This window comes from Amycolatopsis sp. NPDC114505, from assembly GCF_055633615.1.
Genome location: NZ_JBVKDV010000001.1, coordinates 3230430 through 3249095 on the forward strand (window position 1 = coordinate 3230430; position 18666 = coordinate 3249095).

Annotated in this window: 15 protein-coding genes; 11 read left to right on the forward strand and 4 right to left on the reverse strand. The window is 71.6% G+C overall.

Annotated features, from left to right (window positions below):
- Positions 1–226 precede the first annotated feature (226 nt).
- The gene (locus tag ACZ7OU_RS16055) at positions 227–1213 is read right to left on the reverse strand and encodes a LacI family DNA-binding transcriptional regulator (RefSeq protein ID WP_470255557.1); all 987 of its coding nucleotides are present in this window, start codon (positions 1211–1213) and stop codon (positions 227–229) included.
- Positions 1214–1336: 123 nt separating this feature from the next.
- On the opposite strand from ACZ7OU_RS16055, the gene ACZ7OU_RS16060 reads away from it, so the two are divergent.
- The 7 genes from ACZ7OU_RS16060 to ACZ7OU_RS16090 all read left to right on the forward strand — a co-directional run bounded on the left by ACZ7OU_RS16060 (position 1337) and on the right by ACZ7OU_RS16090 (position 10648).
- Positions 1337–2266, forward strand: coding sequence for a carbohydrate ABC transporter permease (locus ACZ7OU_RS16060; protein ID WP_470255558.1), 930 nt, complete (start codon positions 1337–1339; stop codon positions 2264–2266).
- A gap of 1 nt (position 2267) precedes the next feature.
- On the forward strand, positions 2268–3131 hold the full coding sequence (locus ACZ7OU_RS16065; protein ID WP_470241179.1) for a carbohydrate ABC transporter permease: 864 nt from the start codon (positions 2268–2270) through the stop codon (positions 3129–3131).
- A gap of 29 nt (positions 3132–3160) precedes the next feature.
- Complete coding sequence (locus ACZ7OU_RS16070) at positions 3161–4501, forward strand: ABC transporter substrate-binding protein (RefSeq protein ID WP_470255559.1); 1341 nt, start codon at positions 3161–3163, stop codon at positions 4499–4501.
- Entirely contained in the window at positions 4498–6036 is a 1539-nt protein-coding gene (locus ACZ7OU_RS16075) for an alpha-N-arabinofuranosidase (protein WP_470255560.1), read from the forward strand. The genes ACZ7OU_RS16070 and ACZ7OU_RS16075 overlap by 4 nt, the downstream gene beginning before the upstream one ends.
- The gene (locus ACZ7OU_RS16080; RefSeq protein WP_470255561.1) at positions 6029–7771 is read left to right on the forward strand and encodes a glycoside hydrolase family 35 protein; all 1743 of its coding nucleotides are present in this window, start codon (positions 6029–6031) and stop codon (positions 7769–7771) included. Before ACZ7OU_RS16075 ends, ACZ7OU_RS16080 begins: the two co-directional genes overlap by 8 nt.
- A 33-nt stretch (positions 7772–7804) precedes the next feature.
- Positions 7805–9772, forward strand: coding sequence for an RICIN domain-containing protein (locus ACZ7OU_RS16085; RefSeq protein WP_470255562.1), 1968 nt, complete (start codon positions 7805–7807; stop codon positions 9770–9772).
- A gap of 159 nt (positions 9773–9931) precedes the next feature.
- Positions 9932–10648, forward strand: coding sequence for an ANTAR domain-containing response regulator (locus ACZ7OU_RS16090; RefSeq protein ID WP_470242383.1), 717 nt, complete (start codon positions 9932–9934; stop codon positions 10646–10648).
- Here ACZ7OU_RS16090 and ACZ7OU_RS16095 read toward each other — a convergent pair.
- The 3 genes from ACZ7OU_RS16095 to ACZ7OU_RS16105 all read right to left on the reverse strand — a co-directional run bounded on the left by ACZ7OU_RS16095 (position 10611) and on the right by ACZ7OU_RS16105 (position 13254).
- Complete coding sequence (locus tag ACZ7OU_RS16095; RefSeq protein WP_470241174.1) at positions 10611–11567, reverse strand: RNA polymerase subunit sigma-70; 957 nt, start codon at positions 11565–11567, stop codon at positions 10611–10613. The two genes, ACZ7OU_RS16090 and ACZ7OU_RS16095, sit on opposite strands and share 38 nt — an antisense overlap.
- Positions 11568–11572: 5 nt before the next feature.
- Positions 11573–12295 (reverse strand): SDR family oxidoreductase, encoded by a 723-nt coding sequence (locus ACZ7OU_RS16100; RefSeq protein WP_470241173.1) that lies wholly within the window; start codon positions 12293–12295, stop codon positions 11573–11575.
- Positions 12296–12375: 80 nt separating this feature from the next.
- Entirely contained in the window at positions 12376–13254 is an 879-nt protein-coding gene (locus tag ACZ7OU_RS16105; RefSeq protein WP_470255563.1) for a MurR/RpiR family transcriptional regulator, read from the reverse strand.
- A 130-nt stretch (positions 13255–13384) separates the two neighbouring features.
- On the opposite strand from ACZ7OU_RS16105, the gene ACZ7OU_RS16110 reads away from it, so the two are divergent.
- From ACZ7OU_RS16110 to ACZ7OU_RS16125, 4 genes are all read left to right on the forward strand, one after another.
- Entirely contained in the window at positions 13385–14776 is a 1392-nt protein-coding gene (locus ACZ7OU_RS16110; RefSeq protein WP_470255564.1) for an MFS transporter, read from the forward strand.
- Positions 14773–15207: a GAF domain-containing protein gene (locus ACZ7OU_RS16115; protein ID WP_470255565.1), complete on the forward strand. Its 435-nt coding sequence runs from the start codon at positions 14773–14775 to the stop codon at positions 15205–15207. The genes ACZ7OU_RS16110 and ACZ7OU_RS16115 overlap by 4 nt, the downstream gene beginning before the upstream one ends.
- Positions 15204–16418 (forward strand): metal-dependent hydrolase family protein, encoded by a 1215-nt coding sequence (locus ACZ7OU_RS16120; RefSeq protein WP_470255566.1) that lies wholly within the window; start codon positions 15204–15206, stop codon positions 16416–16418. The genes ACZ7OU_RS16115 and ACZ7OU_RS16120 overlap by 4 nt, the downstream gene beginning before the upstream one ends.
- A 114-nt stretch (positions 16419–16532) precedes the next feature.
- Positions 16533–18650 (forward strand): tetratricopeptide repeat protein, encoded by a 2118-nt coding sequence (locus ACZ7OU_RS16125; protein ID WP_470255567.1) that lies wholly within the window; start codon positions 16533–16535, stop codon positions 18648–18650.
- Positions 18651–18666: the final 16 nt, after the last annotated feature.

Below are 18666 nucleotides of genomic sequence, written 5' to 3' on the forward strand. Positions count from 1 at the left end.
GCCGCGGGTACACGCCCGGCCACACCCTTGCCGGGCGACGTGCAGATGCCGCAACAGGTGCGGAAACATCGGTGCGTCCCCGGCCTGCCCGGGACCGGCCAACGTCGCCGGCGGTCGGCCATTGCCGTTGCTACGCGATCCCGGACCGATACCGGTGGACGGTTCCCCCTCGACCATCGCCTGCTCGTCGGAGAACGGCGAGCACCGGCAGTTCCGCTCCAGAACGTCACACCGGTGGGGGTGCCGTGCTCGACCGGACCACCAGCTCCGTCGGCACCGTCACCGGCTCGCCCGCCTCCGCGCCCGTCTCGATCTCCGCCAGCAACGCCGAAACCGCGTGGTGGCCGACCGCCTCGAACGACTGGCGGATCGTCGTCAGCGGGGGCCAGAAGCACGCCGACTCCTCCATGTCGTCGAACCCGACCACGCTCACCTCGGCCGGCACGCGACGTCCCGTCTCGTGCAACGCTCGCAACAACCCCAATGCCATCTGGTCGTTCGCCACGAACACCGCGGTCACCGACGGGTCCGCGGCCAGCGTCAGCCCCGCCTCGTAGCCCGACGCCGGTGACCAGTCGCCGACGAAGACCGGGGGGACGAACGCGCCCGCCAGCTCCAATGTCGCGCGCCATGACTTGCGGCGGCGCTCGGCCGAATACGACTGGGGTGGGCCCGCGATGTGCCACACCGTGGCGTGCCCCAGCGAAAGCAGGTGGCGGGTCGCCGTCGCCGCGCCGTCGGCCTGGTCCGTGTCGACCACCGGGTAGTCGTACCGCGCGCTCGAATCGATCACCACCACCGGTAGCCCGTGCGGCAGCTCGATTTCGCTCTGGTCGAGCTGGTGCTGCTCGATCAGGATGATCACGCCGTCGACGGCCTGCTCGTTCAGCTTGCTGAACGCCCCCGCCACCTCGCCCTGCGTCGGACGCGTCACCGGCATCAGGATGATCGAGAACCCCTCCGGGACGACCGCCGCCGCGATGGCGTCGAGCGTGCGGCTGTTGCCGAACGTCGGCAGCGCCGAGATGATCACGCCGATGCTGCGGAACTTGCCGTTGCGCAACGCCCTCGCCGCGCTGTTCGGGCGGTAGCCGATCCGGCGCATCGCCGCGAGGACGCGCTCGCGGGTGGCGTCGTCCACATTGGTCTTGCCGTTCGCGACGCGCGAGACCGTCTGGCCGGACACGCCCGCCTCGCGGGCCACGTCCGCCATCGACGGTCCTCGACGCGGGGCTGCAGCCGGCACAAGTACTCCTCAGAGGGTGTCCTGGACATGTTTACGTCAACACGTTACCCTCCGACCGGTCCATGTTGACGTAAACATGCGGAGAAGACGATGACGTCCACAGCAGCTCCGCCCGTCCCGGCACCGGCCCGGCCGGCGACGCCGGCCCGCCGGCCGCGGCGGAACTGGCGAGGTTGGCTCTTCGTCGCCCCCTTCATGCTGGTGTTCGCGCTGACGTTCATCGCGCCCGTCGTCTACGCGTTCGTGCTCAGCCTCTTCCGCGACCAGGCCTTCTTCGGTGGCACGGTGTTCGTCGGCGCCGACAACTACGCGCAGGTGCTCGGCGACCCGAAGTTCTGGGAGTCCTTCCAGCGGGTCCTGGTGTTCCTCGCCGTGCAGGTGCCGATCATGCTGCTGCTCGCGCTGGTCGCCGCGCTGGCGATCGACAGCGCCCGGCTGCATGCCGCCGGGTTCTTCCGGATCGTGATCTTCCTGCCGTACGCGGTGCCCGCCGTCGTCGCCACGCTGATGTGGGGCTTCATCTACGGCGACCACTTCGGACTCGCCGCGGACCTCAACCACCTGCTCGGCACCGACTCGATCAAGCCGCTGTCGCAGAACTGGCTGCTCACCTCGATCGGCAATGTCGTCACCTGGGAGTTCGTCGGCTACAACATGCTGATCTTCTACTCCGCGCTGAAGGTGATCCCCACGGAGCTGTTCGAGGCGGCCGCGATCGACGGCGCCGGCACGTTCCGGGTGATCCGGTCGGTCAAGCTCCCCGCGATCCGCGGCGCCATCGTGATCGCGACGATCTTCTCGATCATCGGCAGCTTCCAGCTGTTCAACGAGCCGAACATCATGCGCAACCTGGTGCCGAACGTGATCGGCACCTTCTACACGCCGAACATGTACGCCTACAACCTCTCCTTCGCCGGTCAGCAGTACAACTACTCCGCCACCGTCGCGATCGTGATGGGCGTGATCACCGCGGTCATCGCCTACGTCGTGCAGCTGCGCGGCTCCCGGAAGGGGATGTGACGTGGCCACGCTCTCGGTGACGCGGCCGCGCAAGTCGCGCACGCTCACGGCCGTCATGGCGCTGTACCTGGTCTACACCCTGATCCCGCTGGTGTGGCTGCTGATCAACGCGTCCAAGACCCAGACCGCGCTGTTCTCGACGTCGGGCCTGTCCTTCGGCGGCCCGTTCGCCCTCTTCGACAACATCGGGCAGACGTTCACCTACAACAACGGGATCTTCTTCCGCTGGCTGGGGAACACCCTGCTCTACGTCGTGGTCGGCGCCGGCGGCGCGACGATCCTCGCCACGGCGGCGGGCTACGGCCTGGCCAAGTACCGCTTCCCCGGCCGCCGGGCGGTGTTCGCGATCGTCCTCGGCGCCGTGGCCGTTCCCGCGACGGCGCTCGCCGTGCCGACGTTCCTGATGTTCAGCAAGCTCGGGCTGACGAACACGCCGCTGTCGGTCATCATCCCGTCGCTGATCAGCCCGTTCGGGCTCTACCTGATCTGGGTCTACGCCGCCGACGCCATCCCGGACGAGCTGATGGAGGCGGCGCGGATCGACGGCGCGGGGGAGCTCCGGATCTTCTTCACCGTGACGCTGCGCCAGCTCGCCCCCGGGATCGTCACGGTCGCGCTGTTCACGATGGTGCAGACGTGGAACAACTACTTCCTGCCGCTGATCATGCTCAGCGAGCCGAAGTGGTACCCGCTGACCGTCGGGCTCAACCAGTGGAGCGCGCAGGCGAACGGCGCCGGCGCCCAGCCGATCTTCAACCTGGTGCTCACCGGGTCGCTGCTCACCATCATCCCCCTCGTCATCGCTTTCCTGTTCATGCAACGGTTCTGGCAATCGGGGCTGAGCGCGGGGAGCGTCAAGCAATGAGCCGTCACACCGTCGTGAAGGGACACTCGATGTCACGCATCCGCAGTCGCGCCAAGGCGTTCGCCGCCGTGGCGCTCGCCGCCGCTCTCGCGGTCGGCTGCTCGTCCGGGAGCTCGTCCGGGCCCGCCGCCGCCACCGGCACCCAGGACTCCGTCGACGCCGCGCTCAAGGCGGGTGGCTCGATCACCTACTGGAGCTGGACCCCGTCGGCGAAGGACCAGGTCGCGGCGTTCGAAAAGGAATACCCGAACGTCAAGGTCAACTACGTCAACGCGGGGACGAACAAGGACGAGTACACCAAGCTGCAGAACGCGATCAAGGCCGGCACCGGCGGCCCGGACGTCGTGCAGATCGAGTACTACGCCCTCCCGCAGTTCGCGCTGACCGATTCACTCGTCAACCTCGACCAGTACGGCTTCGGCTCGTTCGAAAAGGACTACAGCGCCTCGACGTGGGCGCAGGTGAAGAGCAACAACGGGCTCTACGGACTCCCGCAGGACTCCGGGCCGATGGCGCTGTTCTACAACAAGGAAGTCTTCGACAAGAACGCGATCGCCGTGCCGAAGACGTGGGACGAGTACATCGCCGCGGCCAAGAAGCTGCACGCGGCCGACCCGACGAAGTACATCACGTCCGACACCGGTGACCCCGGGTTCGTGCTGAGCATGATCTGGCAGGCGGGCGGGCACCCGTTCGGCGTCGACGGCAAGAACGTGAAGGTCAACCTCGCCGACGCGGGCACCAAGAAGTGGACCGCAAAGTGGGACCAGCTGGTCCAGGGCAAGCTGCTCGCCCCGGTCAAGGAGTGGTCCGACGACTGGTTCCGCGCGCTCGGCGACGGCACCATCTCGTCCCTGGTCACCGGCGCCTGGATGCCCGGCAACTTCATCTCCTCGGTCCCCGGCGGCACCGGCAAGTGGGCGGTCGCGCCGATGCCGACCTACGACGGGCAGCAGGCGGTCACCGCGGAGAACGGCGGCAGCACCCAGTCCGTGCTCAAGCAGAGCAGCAACCCCGCACTGGCCGCCGCGTTCGTCCGCTGGCTCAACCACGGCGGCGGCGTCAAGCCGTTCATCGAGAGCGGCGGCTTCCCGGCCACCACGGCGGACCTGACCTCGCCGGCGTTCGTCGACCAGGCCGCGCCGTACTTCGGCGGGCAGAAGATCAACCAGGTGCTGACCCAGGCGTCGAAGGACGTCTCGAAGGACTGGACCTACCTGCCGTACCAGACCTACGCCAACAGCATCTTCAGCGACACCGTCGGCAAGGCCTACCTGAACGGCACCTCGATCGACGCCGGGCTGACGGCCTGGCAGCAGGCGATCGTCGACTACGGCAACCAGCAGGGCTTCACGGTCAGCGCGGGATGAGCGTCCTGATCGAAGGTGACGCGGGCCAGGTCGTCGGCCCGGTCCCGCGTCGCCTCTTCGGCTCGTTCGTCGAGCACATGGGCCGGTCCGTCTACACGGGACTGTTCCAGCCCGGACACTCCACGGCGGACGATCGCGGCTTCCGCGGCGACGTCCTCGAGCTGGTCCGGGAGCTCGGGCCGACCGTGCTCCGGTACCCCGGCGGCAACTTCGTCTCGGCGTACCGCTGGGAGGACGGCGTCGGGCCGGACCGCCCGGTCCGGCTCGATCCCGCCTGGCACAGCGTCGAGTCCAACCGCTTCGGCCTGCACGAATTCGCCGCGTGGGCCGAAGCCGCGGGTGCCGAGGTGATGTACGCCGTCAACCTCGGCACCCGCGGCATCCAGGAAGCGGCCGACGTCCTGGAGTACTGCAACCACGCGAGCGGCACGGACCTGAGCGAGCGGCGGCGCGCGAACGGCGCCGACCGCCCGTTCGGCTTCAAGGTGTGGTGCCTCGGCAACGAGATGGACGGCCCGTGGCAGATCGGCCACAAGACGGCGGGCGAGTACGGCAGGCTGGCCGCGGAGACCGCGCGGCTGATGCGGATGATCGACCCGGACGTCGAACTCGTCGTCGCCGGCAGCTCGCACGCGGACATGCCGACGTTCGGCGAGTGGGAACGCACGGTGCTGCGCCACACCGCCGAGCTGGTCGACCACATCTCGCTGCACGCCTACTACCAGGAGCTGCACGGCGACACCGACAGCTACCTGGCCAGCGGCGCCGCGCTGGACCGCTACATCCGGACCACCGCGAAGGTCATCGACGAGACACTGGCCGAGCTGGGGCTCGAGAAGAAGATCGGGATCAGCGTCGACGAGTGGAACGTCTGGGACCTGCGCCGCTGGAACGAGGTCGACCAGGCGCGGCTGGCCGAGGGCGGCTGGCGGCAGCACCCGCGGATCATCGAGGACACCTACACCGTCACCGACGCGGTCGTCGTCGGCTCGCTGCTGAGCTCCCTGCTGCGCAACGTCGACCGCGTCACGATGGCCAGCCAGGCGCAGCTGGTGAACGTCATCGCGCCGATCCGCACCGAGCCCGGCGGCCCGGCCTGGCGGCAGGCGACGTTCCACCCGTTCCGGCAGGTCGCGGCGCTGGCGAACGGGGCGAGCCTGCGCCTGAGCGTCGAAGGCGAGCGCCTGCGCACCGCGCAGCACGGCGAGGTCGACCTCGTGGACGTCGCCGCGACGGCCGGGGAATCCGGGCGGGGCGCGGTGTTCCTGACCAACCGCGCCACCGCGTCGCCGACCGAGGTCCGGATCCGCCTGCGCGGCGCGCGGTACGGCTTGTACGCCGCCGAAACGCTGACCACGCCCGACGGCGGGACGCGCCACACGACCAACACCGCCACCGCGCAACCGGTCCGGCCGGTGCCGCTGCCCGGCGCCGCCGCGACGTCCGACCCAGGGGGGACGACCATCACCGTGACACTGCCACCGCTGTCCTGGACCGTGCTCCAGCTGAGCCCGGAGGCGGCTTCGCATGCCTGAGTTCGCCATCGGGGAGACCGACTTCCTGCTCGACGGCCGGCCGTTCCGGATCCTGTCCGGTGCCCTGCACTACTTCCGCGTGCACCCGGACCTGTGGGCCGATCGCATCGACAAGGCCCGGCGGATGGGCCTGAACACCATCGAGACGTACGTGCCGTGGAACGCGCACGCCCCCTCGCCCGGTGAATTCGACCTCTCCGGCGGGCTCGACCTCGACCGGTTCCTGCGGCTCGTCGCCGACGCCGGGATGCACGCGATCGTCCGGCCCGGCCCGTACATCTGCGCGGAGTGGGACAACGGCGGCCTGCCGGCGTGGCTGTTCCGCGACCCGTCCGTCGGGGTCCGCCGGTACGAGCCTCGCTATCTCGACGCGGTGCGCGAATACCTCGCGCGGGTCTACGAAGTCGTGGTCCCGCACCAGGTCGACCGCGGCGGGCCGGTGCTGCTGGTCCAGATCGAGAACGAATACGGCGCGTTCGGCGACGACAAGCGGTACCTGCGAGCGCTGGCCGACCACACGCGGGCGTGCGGCATAACCGTGCCACTGACCACAGTGGACCAGCCGGACATGCTCGCGGCGGGCAGCCTGGAGGGGCTGCACCGCACCGCGTCCTTCGGCTCGAACGCCGAGGCGCGGCTGGCGATCCTGCGCGAGCACCAGCCGACCGGGCCGCTGATGTGCAGCGAGTTCTGGAACGGCTGGTTCGACAACTGGGGCGCGCACCACCACACGACCCCGGCCGCGGACGCGGCGGCCGAGCTGGACGTGCTGCTCGCCGCGGGCGCGTCGGTCAACCTGTACATGTTCCACGGCGGCACCAACTTCGGGTTCACCAGCGGCGCCAACGACAAGGGCGTCTACCAGCCGATCGTCACGTCCTACGACTACGACGCGCCGCTGGACGAAGCCGGTGACCCGACCCCGAAGTACCACGCCTTCCGCGACGTGATCGCGCGCTACCACAAGGTGCCGGACTCCGTTCCGCCGCCGGCCCACCCGGCGCCGGCTCCGCAGGCGCGGCTGCGCGACCCCGTGCGGCTGCTCGACGCCCCGGACCGGTGGGGCACCTGGGAGTTCCACGAGGAGCTGCCCACCTTCGACGACCTGACCCCGACGCCGCGGCTGGCCCTGCTGCGCACCCGCGTCACCGGCGACCGGCCGGGCGTCCTGACGTTCGGTGAGGTCCGCGACCGCGCGACGGTGTTCTTCGACGGCGACGCGATCGGCACGCTGTTGCGCGAGCACCACGACCGCGCGCTCGCGCTGCCGCGGGCGGACGGCGAGCTGCTGGTGCTGGTCGAGGACCAGGGCCGCGTCGACTACGGCCCGCGGATCGGCGAGGCGAAGGGCATCATCGGCGGCGCGTCGCTGCACGGCGAGCCGCTGGCCGGCTGGGACGTGCTGCCGCTCGACCTGGACGCGCTGCCGGCGCCGCTCACGACGTCCACTGTGGAGGGTCCGGTCGCCGGGCCGGTGCTGCTGCGCGCGTCGTTCGAGGCCGGGGCGTCCACCGACCTGTTCCTCGACACCGGCGAGTGGGGCAAGGGTCTCGTGTGGCTCAACGGGTTCCCGCTCGGCCGGTACTGGCGGCGCGGGCCGCAGCGGACGCTGTACGTGCCGGGCCCGGTCGTCCGCGCGGGCGCCAACGAGCTCGTCGTGCTCGAACTGGACACGATGCTGGACCCGGCGGCCCGGTTCGTGCCGCGGCCGCTGCTGGGCCACACGGAGGCCTGAGCAGTCCCCACCGAAACGAAGGGCAGTTCGACGATGAACCGCACGTTCCGGCGCCTGATAACCGTCTTTTGTGTACCGATCGCCACGGCCGGGCTGGCCGTGGCACCCGTGGCGGCCGCCACCGCCGTCACCGTGAAGCCCGACCCGAGCTACCGCCAGCAGCCGTTCGAGGGCTGGGGTTCGAGCCTGGCGTGGATGGCCGAGGCGACCGGCGGCTACCCGGACTCGGTCCGGACCAAGCTGGCCGACCTGGTCTTCGGCCCCGACGGGCTGAACCTGAACATCGCGAGGTTCAACATCGGCGGCGGCAACGCTCCGGACGTCCCGGCGTACCTGCGTCCGGGCGGCGCGGTGCCGGGCTGGTGGAAGGCCCCGGCCGGGACGACCCGCGCCGACAAGGACTGGTGGACGCCCGGTGACCCGGCCGAGTTCGACGCCGCCGCGGACCCGAACCAGCGCTGGTGGGTGGACCGGATCAAGAAGCGCGTCACGAAGTGGGAGGCGTTCAGCAACTCGCCGCCGTACTTCCAGACGGTGTCGGGGTACGTCTCGGGCGGCTTCACCGCCACCGACGAGCAGCTGCGTCCCGACAGGATCGGCGACTTCACGGCGTACCTGGCGCAGGTCGTGCGCACCCTGGAACGCGCGCACGGCATCAAGTTCGCGTCGGTGAACCCGCTGAACGAGCCGAACACCAACTACTGGAAGACGACCCTCGGCGCCGACGGCAACCCGGTCGGCGGGCGGCAGGAGGGTGCGCACATCGGGCCGTCGGTCCAGTCCCAGCTGATCCCGGCGATGGCCGCGGCGCTGCCCGGGAAGGTCGTCTCCGCCCCCGACGAGACCAACCCGGACATCTTCGCCGCCGACTGGGCCGGCTGGTCCGCCCCGGCGCGGGCGGCGGCCGGACGGCTGAACGTGCACACCTACGGCACCGGCAACCGGCCGATCCCGCGCGACATCGCCAAGGGTGCGTCGAAGCCGTTGTGGATGAGCGAGGTCGGCGGCAGCTGGCTCGACCGGCAGGACTTCACCAGCATGGACCCGGGGCTCGGGCTGGCCGGCCAGATCACCGACGACCTGCGCCTGCTCGAGCCGAGCGCGTGGGTCAGCTGGCAGCCGATCGAGGACTACGACAACATGAAGCCCGGCGGGGAGTCCGCGGCCGGGATGAACTGGGGCGAGATCCAGGTCCCCTTCGACTGCACGACTTCGGACTGTCCCATCAGGACGAACACGAAGTTCGACACCATGCGGAACTTCACCCACTACATCCGGCCGGGTGACCGGCTCATCGCGTCGGACGACACCACTTCGACGGCCGCGATGCGCGGGGAGGACCTGGCGACGGTCGTCCACACCAACTCGGGGACGAGCGAGCAGGACGTCACGCTGGACCTGTCCGGGTTCGGGTGCGTCCGGCCCGGCGCGTCGGTGACGCCGGTCGTCACCGACGTCACCGGTGCCCTTCGCCGCGGGAAGCCGGTGCGCGTGACCTCGGCGCACGCCACGCTGCGGGTCCCGGCCCGGTCGGTGACGACGTTCCTCGTCGACGGCGTCTCGTCGACGGCCGCGGGGACCGGTCTGGGCTCGGGCAAGCCGGTCACGTTCACCGGCGTGCAGAGCGGCAAGTCGCTGGCGGCGGAGGGCGGCACGCTGGTCCAGCGCACGACGGACGCCGCCGCGGCCGCGCAGCGCTGGACGCTGACCGACCGCACGGGCCGCTACGGCAGCCGCGACCGGTTCACCGTGTCCAACGCCGGCACCGGCCAGGTGCTCAGCACGGCCGGCGGCGCGGTGACGCTGGCCCCGCCGGGGACTTCGGGCGCGGCCGCGCAGTGGACGGTGTCGACGACCGGCGACGGGACGTGGACGTTCGTGAACGCCGCGGACGGGCAGCTGCTCGACGTCACCGGCGAGTCGAGGGACGACGGCGCCCGCATCGGCCTGTACCGGCCGACGAACGGCCCGAACCAGCGCTGGCAGGCGACCGTTCGGTAGGCCTCGACGCCGAACCGGACGCCCGTGGCCGGTAGAGTTCCCCGCGGACCCGTTGAAACGCCAGCGGTGGTCTTGGTTGACGCTGCTGGCGGGCTCTCTCCTCTTGCTCGCCGCTCGACGGATGGGGAGAGGTGAGCAGTGCCGACGACTGGCGACGGCATGGCGGAGCGGGTCGACGAGCTGAACGCCGTCCTGGCCGATCTGGTCGGGGTCCTCGAGTCGGTGTCCGACACGCCGGGGCTGCTCGACGCCGTCTGCGGCGAGGCGGTCCGGGTGGTCCCCGACGCGGATCTCGCGAGCATCGTGGTGGTCCGCGACGGCGCGACCACGACGGCGGCCTTCACCGACGAGCGCGCCCGGCGCATCGACGACGCGCAGTACGCGGCGGGCGACGGCCCCGGCCTGCTCGCGGCGCTCACGGGCGAGGTCGTGCGGGTCGCGGTCGGCGACACCGGCGAGCGGTGGCCCGAGTTCGTCCTCGCGGCCAAGGAGCTCGGCGTGGGCAGCTACCTGGCGGTGCCGCTGCGGGTGGACGACACGCTCGTCGGCGCGATCACGCTGTTCGGCTTCGGCGCCCACGGCTACCACGAGTTCGACACGAAGGTGCTGCGGCTGTTCACGTTGTGCGTGGAGACCGTGCTGCGGCTGACCCGCCGCTACCGGGAAGCCCGCGAGCTCGCCGACGAGCTGCGGAACGCGATGGAGACGCGCGCGGTGATCGAGCAGGCCAAGGGCATGCTGATGCTGATCCACCGGGTCAGCGAGGACACCGCGATGCAGCGCCTGATCGTCGAGTCGCAGAACACGAACACGAAGCTGCGCGACGTCGCGGCGCGCTTCACGAAGCGGATGAGCTCGGCCGGCGGCTCGTCCTAGGCACGTCGAACAGCGGGACCAGCGCCGGGTCGTTGAACGCCGTGATCCGGGCGATCCGGGCACCGATCAGCGTCAGCACCTGCACGCCATGGGCTTCGAACCGGCCGTCCCCGGTCGCCGCGTACTCCAGCAGCGCCGGCTGGCCGTTGGCGTTCGTCGGGACGAGCCGCCACGCGCCCGGGCGCAGCACGCGGCGGGCGAGGAACCCGGTGACCGCGTCGCGGCCGGTGAACCACGTCGGGATCGGCGGCATCTCCAGCTCGACGTCGGCGCGCAGCAACGTCACCAGCGCGTCCGGGTCGGCGCGGACGAACGCGTCGACGTACCGGTCGAGCACCGGCCCCTGCCCGGCCGGTTCCGCCAGGTCCGCCTCCACCGGGCCCGCCTCGGCGAGCCGGCCGCGGGCCCGGCGCAGCGCGCTGTCGACCGCCGCCGGGGTCGTGCCGAGCAGCTCGGCGACCTCGCCGGTGCCGAACGCCAGCACGTCGCGCAGGGTCAGCACGGCCCGCTGCCGCGCCGGCAGGAGCTGCAGCGCGGCGATGAACGCCAGCCGCACGCCGGCCCGCCCGGCCACGACGGCCGCCGGGTCGAGCAGCGCGTCGGGGATCGGCTGGAGCCACGGCATCGACGGGTCCGCCGCCGCGACGGCTACCCGGTGGTCGTCGGCCGGCGCGCCCAGCCCCGACGGCAGCGGCCGCCGGGCCCGGGTCTCCAGCGCCGTCAGGCACGCCGTCGTCGCGATCTTGTACAGCCAGCGCCGCACCGAAGACCGGCCCTCGAACCCGCCGAAGGCGCGCCACGCCCGCAGGTACGTCTCCTGCACGAGGTCCTCGGCGTCGTGGATCGAGCCGAGGAGGCGGTAGCAGTGCGCGAGCAGCTCGGGCCGGAACTGCTCGGTGCTCGCGGTGAAGTCGGGCATGACAGTCAGAGCGTACGCAGCCCGGTGCCGCTGACCTGGTATTCCGCCGCGTCGCCGTCGATGATCTCGAGGACGGCCTTGGCGACCTGCTCCGGCGTCAGGACCGACTCCATGTTCCCGACGAACGTGTCGCGGTCGACGCCGGTGCGCGCGGCGTAACCGTCGACGCCCACGCTGCCGAGGCCGGTGAGCGGGGTCAGCTGCGGCAGGAGCGTGGCGAACCGGAGGCCGAGCCCGGCGCGGTCCGACTCGTCGGCGGCGTACGCGCGCAGGTACCGGATAGCGGCCTTCGCGCTGGCGTACCCACCGCTGAGCGGCGACCCGCCGATGGCCGCCCCGCTCGACATCGAGACGACGACACCGCCCTGCTCGAGCGGCTGCCGGAGTGCGGCGCGCGTCCAGGCGAAGACGTGCCGGGTGTCGACGTGCCAGTTGCGGCTGAAGGTTTCCCAGGTCTGTTCGTGCACGGGCGCCATGTGCGGCACGGCTCCCGCGTTGAGGACGAGCAAGCCGGGGCGGTGGTCGCGCAGGACGCTCTCGGCGAGGGCGTCGTCAGTCGCGTCGGCGGCGACGGAGACGAAGCCCGCGCCGAGCTCGTCGCGCACGGCGTCGAGTTCGGACTCACTGCGCGCGACGCCGACGACGGTACGGCCCCCGGCGACGAGCGCGGCGGCGATGGCGCGCCCGAAGCCGCGGCCGGCCCCGGTGACTACGGCGGTGGTGGACATGAGGACTCCCGGTGGTCGATGCGGTGTGGACCGGGTCTAGACCGCCGGGGGAGCGAGAAACCGTCGCCGCGTGACGCGGGTCACACGGACTTGGCCGACGGGCGCCGGTGCAGGAGGTCGAACCGCGACCACATCGCCTCCGCGGCTTCGATGGACTCGCTCGTCCGCGCCGGGTCGACCGCCGCCAGCTGGGCCACGATCGCCTGGACCAGTGCCATGCCCGCGGTCAGCGACGGGAAGAACGTCACGCCCTCCGCCGGCACCATCAGCACCTGCTCCACCGCGTCCGCCAGGGCCGGGCTGGCCGCGTCCGTCACGGCGAACACCCGCGCGCCGCGGCTCTTCGCCTCGCTCGCCGCCAGGACCGTGCTCTCGTACAGGCGCCAGAAGCTGATCGCCACCAGGACGTCGTCCGAGGTCAGCTTCGCCGTCTGGTTCGCCAGCTCCGCGTCGCCCGCCGTCACCGCGTGGACGTCGTAGCCGGCGAGCCGTGCGTTGTGCGCGAAGGCGATGCCGACCGCCGCGTAGCTGCCGTCGGCGATGACCAGCGTCCGGCGGGCCGCGGCGATCGCGCGGGCGACCTCGCGGAGCACCTCTTCGTTGAAGCGCCGGTTCAGCAGAGCGAGGCTGTCGAGGTCCCGGCGCAGCGACGCCGAGCCCGGCGAGTCGACGCCGCGGTGCTCTTCGGCCACCTGCGGCGCGCTCAGCGACGACAGGTACCGCGCCCGCAGCTCCTGCTGCAACGCCGGCCAGCCCGCGAAGCCCAAAGCCTGCGCCGTGCGCGTCACGGTCGCGACGTTGACCCCGGCGAGCTGCGCCAGCTCGGCCGTCGAGCCGAACGAGGCGCGCCGCGGCTGGGAGACCAGCACCTCCAGCACGGCGGCCGACTTCGGCCGCAGCCCCCGCTCGGGCAGCCGGTCCCGCAGCCAGCCCTCGAAACCGTCGTCGGTTTCCGCCACTTCGTGCCCTCCCTCGGATCGCGTAGACCGTAACGCAGGGATGTCTTCTTGCAATGAACGTTGCAAAAATCAGAAAACGCAGTATACGTTGTCCGCACTCCCCGGCGCCCGACACGGAAGGCGTTCCCCCATGACCCTGCTGGCCCGACTGGATCGGCTCCCGCTGAGCCGGCCCCACTACAAGCTGCTGCTCATCGGCGGTCTCGGCTACACCTTCGACGGCATGGACTCGGCGGTCGTCGCCTTCCTGCTGCCCAGCGCCAAGGCGGCGTGGGGCCTCGACAACGGCCAGCTCGGGCTGATCGGCTCCGCGACGCCGTTCGGCTTCCTCTTCGGCGCGATCGCGGCGGGCCTGCTCGGCGACCGCATCGGCCGCAAGAAGGTCATGATGTACGCGCTGGCCTTCTACGCGCTGTTCTCGGTCATCGCGTCCTTCTCGCCCAACTACGAGATCTTCCTCGGCGCCCGGGTGCTCGCCGGCGCGGGCGCCGGCGCGGAAAGCGCGATCATCGCGCCGTTCCTGTCCGAGTTCGTGCCGGCCAAGCGACGCGGCTGGTTCGTCGGCGCGCTGGCCGGCTTCTTCTCCTTCGGGTTCGTCGCGGCCGCGCTGATCGGCCGGTTCGTCGTCCCGTCGTTCGACGACGGCTGGCGGATCGCGCAGCTCGTCACCGCGCTGCCGATCGTGATGCTGCTGTGGTGGCGGCGATCCCTGCCCGAGTCGCCGCGGTTCCTGCTCGCCCAGGGACGGGCGGCCGAGGCCGAAACCGTCGTCGCCAAGATGGAACGCGACGTCGAGAAGGCCACCGGCACGACGCTCCCGCCGGTGCCGCCCGCCGACGCGCAGCCCGCCACCGAGACCCCGAAGGTCAACCTCGTCAGCGCGCTGAAGTTCCTGTGGAGCCCCGCGATGCGGCGCCGGACGGCGGTGATCTGGACCGTCTGGTTCGTGATCACGTTCTCCTACTACGGCTTCTTCTCGTGGATCCCGACGCTGCTGGTGGAGCGCGGCATCACGGTGACGAAGAGCTTCGAGTTCTCGATCATCATCTACCTGGCCCAGGTGCCCGGGTACTTCTCCGCCGCGTGGCTGTCCGAACGGCTCGACCGCAAGCACACCATCGCGCTGTACCTCGCCGGTTCGGCCGTGAGCGCGTTCTGGCTGAGCCAGACGAGCGCGCCGTGGTCGATCACCCTGGCGGGCGCGGTGCTGTCGTTCTTCCTCAACGGCACCTACGCCGGCGTGTACTCCTACACGCCCGAGGTGTTCCCGACCTGGATCCGCGCCAGCGGCACCGGCCTGTCCAGCGCGTTCGGCCGGGTCGGCAGCATCCTCGCGCCGACGATCATCGGCCTGTCCGCGGCGAGCCTCGGGTTCGCCGGCGTCTTCGGCCTGACGACGGCCGTGCTGGCGGCGGGCGTGCTCTGCGTGCTCGTCTTCGGCCTGTCCACCGCCGGCCGGTCCCTGGAAGAACTGACCGAACACGGCGCGCCGAAGGCCGCCGCGAAGGAGATGACGAAGTGACTCTGTCCACTGTGGAGGAACGGGTGCGCGACGCGATCGGCGTGCGGCTGTTCACCGTGCTCGCGTGGGTTCCCGAGCGCAACGCGCTGCGCCGGGTGCACAGCAGCCACCCGGCGGAATACCCGGTGGGCGGCGAGAAGACGGTTGAGGTCGCGGCCGGCTGGCTCGACCGCTGCATCACCGCGCAGGAGCCGTACTTCGGGCCGGACCGGGCGGCGGTGCGCGAGATCTTCGCCGACCACGACCTGATCGAGGGGCTCGGCTGCGGCTCGATCATCAACGTGCCGGTGGTCGCCGACGGCCGGACGCTCGGGGTGCTCAACATCCTCGACGCGGAGGGCAGCTACGACGACGATGCGGTGGTGGTGGCCGAGTCGCTCGCGCCGCTGGCCGTGTCCGCCCTGCTCGACCTGGAGAAGGAGAACCGGTGACCGGATCCCTGCTGCTGCGCAACGCCCGCCTGCTCGACCCGCTGTCCGGCGAGTACACCGAAGGCGACCTGCGTGCCGCCGACGGCCGCATCGTCGAGGTGGGGCCGGTGCTCGCCGCGGCCGACGTGCCTTCCCTGGACGTGCGGGGCGCGGTGGTCCTGCCCGGGCTGGTCGACGCGCACGTGCACGTCACGGCGTCGACGGCGGACCTGGGCTCGCTGCCGTCGTCGTCACCGTCCTATGTGGCCGCGCACGCGGCCCGCACGATGAGCCGGATGCTCGACCGCGGGTTCACCACGGTCCGCGACGCGTCGGGCGCCGACTACGGCCTCGCGGACGCCCAGGCGGAGGGCCTGTTCCGCGGCCCCCGGCTGCTGTTCTGCGGGCGCGCGCTGAGCCAGACGGGCGGCCACGGCGACAGCCGCACCAGGGGCACCCACGCGAAGGACGACCACCCGTGCTGCGCGGGCTTGGGCCGGGTCGCGGACGGCGTCGACGCGGTCCGCGCGGCCGCCCGCGACGAGCTGCGCAAGGGCGCCCACCACATCAAGGTGATGGCCTCGGGCGGCGTCGCATCCCCCACGGACCGCATCGATTCGACGCAGTACTCGGCCGAGGAGCTGACCGCGATCGTCGAGGAGGCGACGGCGGCCAACAGGTACGTGGCGGCGCACGCGTACACGGCCCGAGCGGTCAACCGCGCGTTGGAGCTGGGAGTCCGTTCGATCGAGCACGGCAACCTGCTGGACGACCGCAGTGTTTCGCTGTTCTTGTCTTCCGAGGCGTATTTGGTTCCGACCCTGGTGACGTACTGGGCGTTGAAGGAGGAAGGTCGCGAGCACGGCCTCCCGGAGTCGAGCTGGCGCAAGGTCGACGAGGTCCTGGGAGCGGGAATGGCAGCCCTGGAGCGCGCGGCTCGCGGCGGAGTGAAGCTGGTGTACGGGACGGACCTGCTGGGCGGGATGCACCGGCACCAGAACCACGAGTTTCGGTTGCGTGGCGAGGTCCAGACGCCGCTGGAGGTGATCCGTTCGGCGACTTCGACGGCGGCTGAGCTGGTGAGTCTGACCGGGGAGATCGGGACGTTGGCCGTGGGCGCGTTTGCGGACCTGCTGGTGGTGGACGGGGATCCGCTGACGGACATCGGAGTTTTGGCGGAGCCGAAGCACTTCCGCCACATCATCCAGGGCGGCGAGGTGGTTTCCGGCTGACGGGTGGGTCACCCCGGACGGGTTGCTGTCAGGCAATTCACTTGCCGGCCCACTGACTTTTCGGTGCGCACCCTGTAGACAGGGAGGCTCCGGGTGCGGCGGGGGTGTTTCGGGGTGAATGGCGTCAGCGAGGGCGAACGCGGGACGTCGGCGGGGGAGACCGGCCCGCACGTCACCCGTTCGCCGGAAACGGCGCGGGCTTCGGGCGTGCCGGCCCAGCAAGGCGCGGCCTCGGCCGGCCCGCGCCAGCTGCCGCCACCGCCGGCGCACTTCGTCAGCCGCGCGGACGAGCTCTCCGACCTGGACGAGCTGGCCGGGGACGAGGACGGCTCCCGGGCACAGGTGGCGGTCGTCGTCGGGCCCGGCGGGGTGGGGAAGACCGCGCTGGCCGTCACGTGGGCGGCCGGCCACGCGCACCGGTATCCCGATGGGCAGCTCTACACCGATCTGCAGGGCTTTTCCGACGAGACGGCCGTGGCGCCGGACGAAGTGCTGGGCGTGTTCCTGCGGGCGCTGGGAGTCGAGCCGGCGCGGGTCCCGGCCGGGCTGGCCGAGCAGGTCGGGCTGTACCGGACGCTGACCGCGGAGCGCCGGCTGCTGGTGGTGCTGGACAACGCGGTGTCGGCCGCGCAGGTGCGCCCGCTGATCCCGGCCGCGGCCGGGTGCGCGGTGGTGGTGACGAGCCGGCTCCGGCTGGACGGGCTGGTGACCGACGGCGCGCGGTTCGTCGACGTGGCGCCGTTGCCGCCGGACGACGCGGTCGCGTTGCTCGGCGAGACGCTGGGACGGCGCCGGGCCGATGCGGAGCCCGCGGCGGTCGCGGAGCTGGCCGAGTTGTGCGGCCGGTTCCCGATCACGTTGCGGGTGGCGGCGGCGCGGCTGGCGGCCCGGCCGCGCTGGCCGGTGTCACGGGTGGCGGACCAGCTGCGGGACGAACGTTCCCGGCTCGCGACGTTGTCCCGGCTGGCGGGTGCGGAGGACTCGGCGACGGCGGCGTTCGACTGGTCCTACCGCGAGCTCCCGGAGTACGTCGCGGTGCTGTACCGGCTGATGGCCGAACTTCCGGTGCCGGAGTTCGCCGCCGACCTGGCGGTCGCGGTCACCGGGCTGCCGGGGGCCGAGGTGCGCGACGCGGTGGAGGTGCTGGTCGACGCGAGCCTGCTCGAGGAGGTCGACCTCGACCGCTACCGGTTCCACGACCTGGTCCGGCTGCACGCGCGGGCCCAGCGGGATGAAGGCCGGTTCGAAGCGGTCCCACGCGCGGCCGAGTGGTACCTGCGGGAGCTGACGCGCGCGAACCTCGTGGTGATCCCGATGCGCTGGCGCGTCAGCCCGGTCGCGGACCGGCTGCGGGACGAGCCGGCGCCGTTCGCCACGGACGGCGAGGCACTGGACTGGCTGGCCGCGGAACTGCCGAGCGTGCTGCCACTCCTCGAGGAGGCAGTGGCCGAGCGGCACGACGAAGTCGCGTGGCAGCTGTGCGAGGCGCTGTGGGAGTTGTTGCTGCGCCGCAAGTACTACCCGGAGTGGCTGCGTTCGCACGAACTGGGGATCACGGCGGCGCAGCGCTGCGGCAACCGGGTGGCGGAGTCCCGGCTGCGGTACCAGCTCGGCCGGGCCCACCTGGATCTCGGCCACCTCGATCCGGCGGACCACGAGACGCGCCGGGCGGTGGAGCTGGCGCGGGAAGCCGGGGACCGCCCCAACGAGTCCGCCGCGCTGGAACAGCTGGGGCTGGTCGCGCAGAACCGCGGCGACGTCGACGCGGCGGTGCTGCTGTTCACCGACAGCCTGCACCTCGAGCAGGAGCTGGGCATCGACCGCGGGGTGGCGGCCCGGCACTGGCGGATCGGGGAGGCGTTGCTGCGCGCCGGCCGCGAAGCGGGGGCGGCGCGGCACCTGGGAACGGCGGCGCAGTTGTTCACCGAGATCGGCGACGAGCGAGGCGCGGCCTGGGCGGCCCTCGGACTGGCCCGGATCGACGCGCGATCCGGGCGTCCCGACGCGGCGGTCCGGCGGCTGGAACGGGCTCGCGAGGTGCTGGGGCGGCCGGGTTCAGCGGTGCACGAGGCGAACGTGCTGCTGGCGCTGGCCGACGTCACCCAGGACGACGTCCAGCGTGCCCGGCGGTACCTCCTCGAAGCGGCTGAGCTGCTCGCCGACGTCGGTGGAGAGGTGCTGTCCCGCGTGCGAGCCGCGCTCGAGGCCCTTGATCGCGGCGAGGGCGGTTAGCCGCCGCCCGGTGAAC

Coding starts and splice junctions, on each gene's coding strand:
- ACZ7OU_RS16055 (WP_470255557.1), bottom strand. CDS start 1,213: ATGGCGGACGTGGCCCGCGAGGCGGGCGTGTCCGGCCAGACGGTCTCG.
- ACZ7OU_RS16060 (WP_470255558.1), top strand. CDS start 1,337: ATGACGTCCACAGCAGCTCCGCCCGTCCCGGCACCGGCCCGGCCGGCG.
- ACZ7OU_RS16070 (WP_470255559.1), top strand. CDS start 3,161: ATGTCACGCATCCGCAGTCGCGCCAAGGCGTTCGCCGCCGTGGCGCTC.
- ACZ7OU_RS16075 (WP_470255560.1), top strand. CDS start 4,498: ATGAGCGTCCTGATCGAAGGTGACGCGGGCCAGGTCGTCGGCCCGGTC.
- ACZ7OU_RS16080 (WP_470255561.1), top strand. CDS start 6,029: ATGCCTGAGTTCGCCATCGGGGAGACCGACTTCCTGCTCGACGGCCGG.
- ACZ7OU_RS16085 (WP_470255562.1), top strand. CDS start 7,805: ATGAACCGCACGTTCCGGCGCCTGATAACCGTCTTTTGTGTACCGATC.
- ACZ7OU_RS16090 (WP_470242383.1), top strand. CDS start 9,932: ATGGCGGAGCGGGTCGACGAGCTGAACGCCGTCCTGGCCGATCTGGTC.
- ACZ7OU_RS16095 (WP_470241174.1), bottom strand. CDS start 11,567: ATGCCCGACTTCACCGCGAGCACCGAGCAGTTCCGGCCCGAGCTGCTC.
- ACZ7OU_RS16100 (WP_470241173.1), bottom strand. CDS start 12,295: ATGTCCACCACCGCCGTAGTCACCGGGGCCGGCCGCGGCTTCGGGCGC.
- ACZ7OU_RS16110 (WP_470255564.1), top strand. CDS start 13,385: ATGACCCTGCTGGCCCGACTGGATCGGCTCCCGCTGAGCCGGCCCCAC.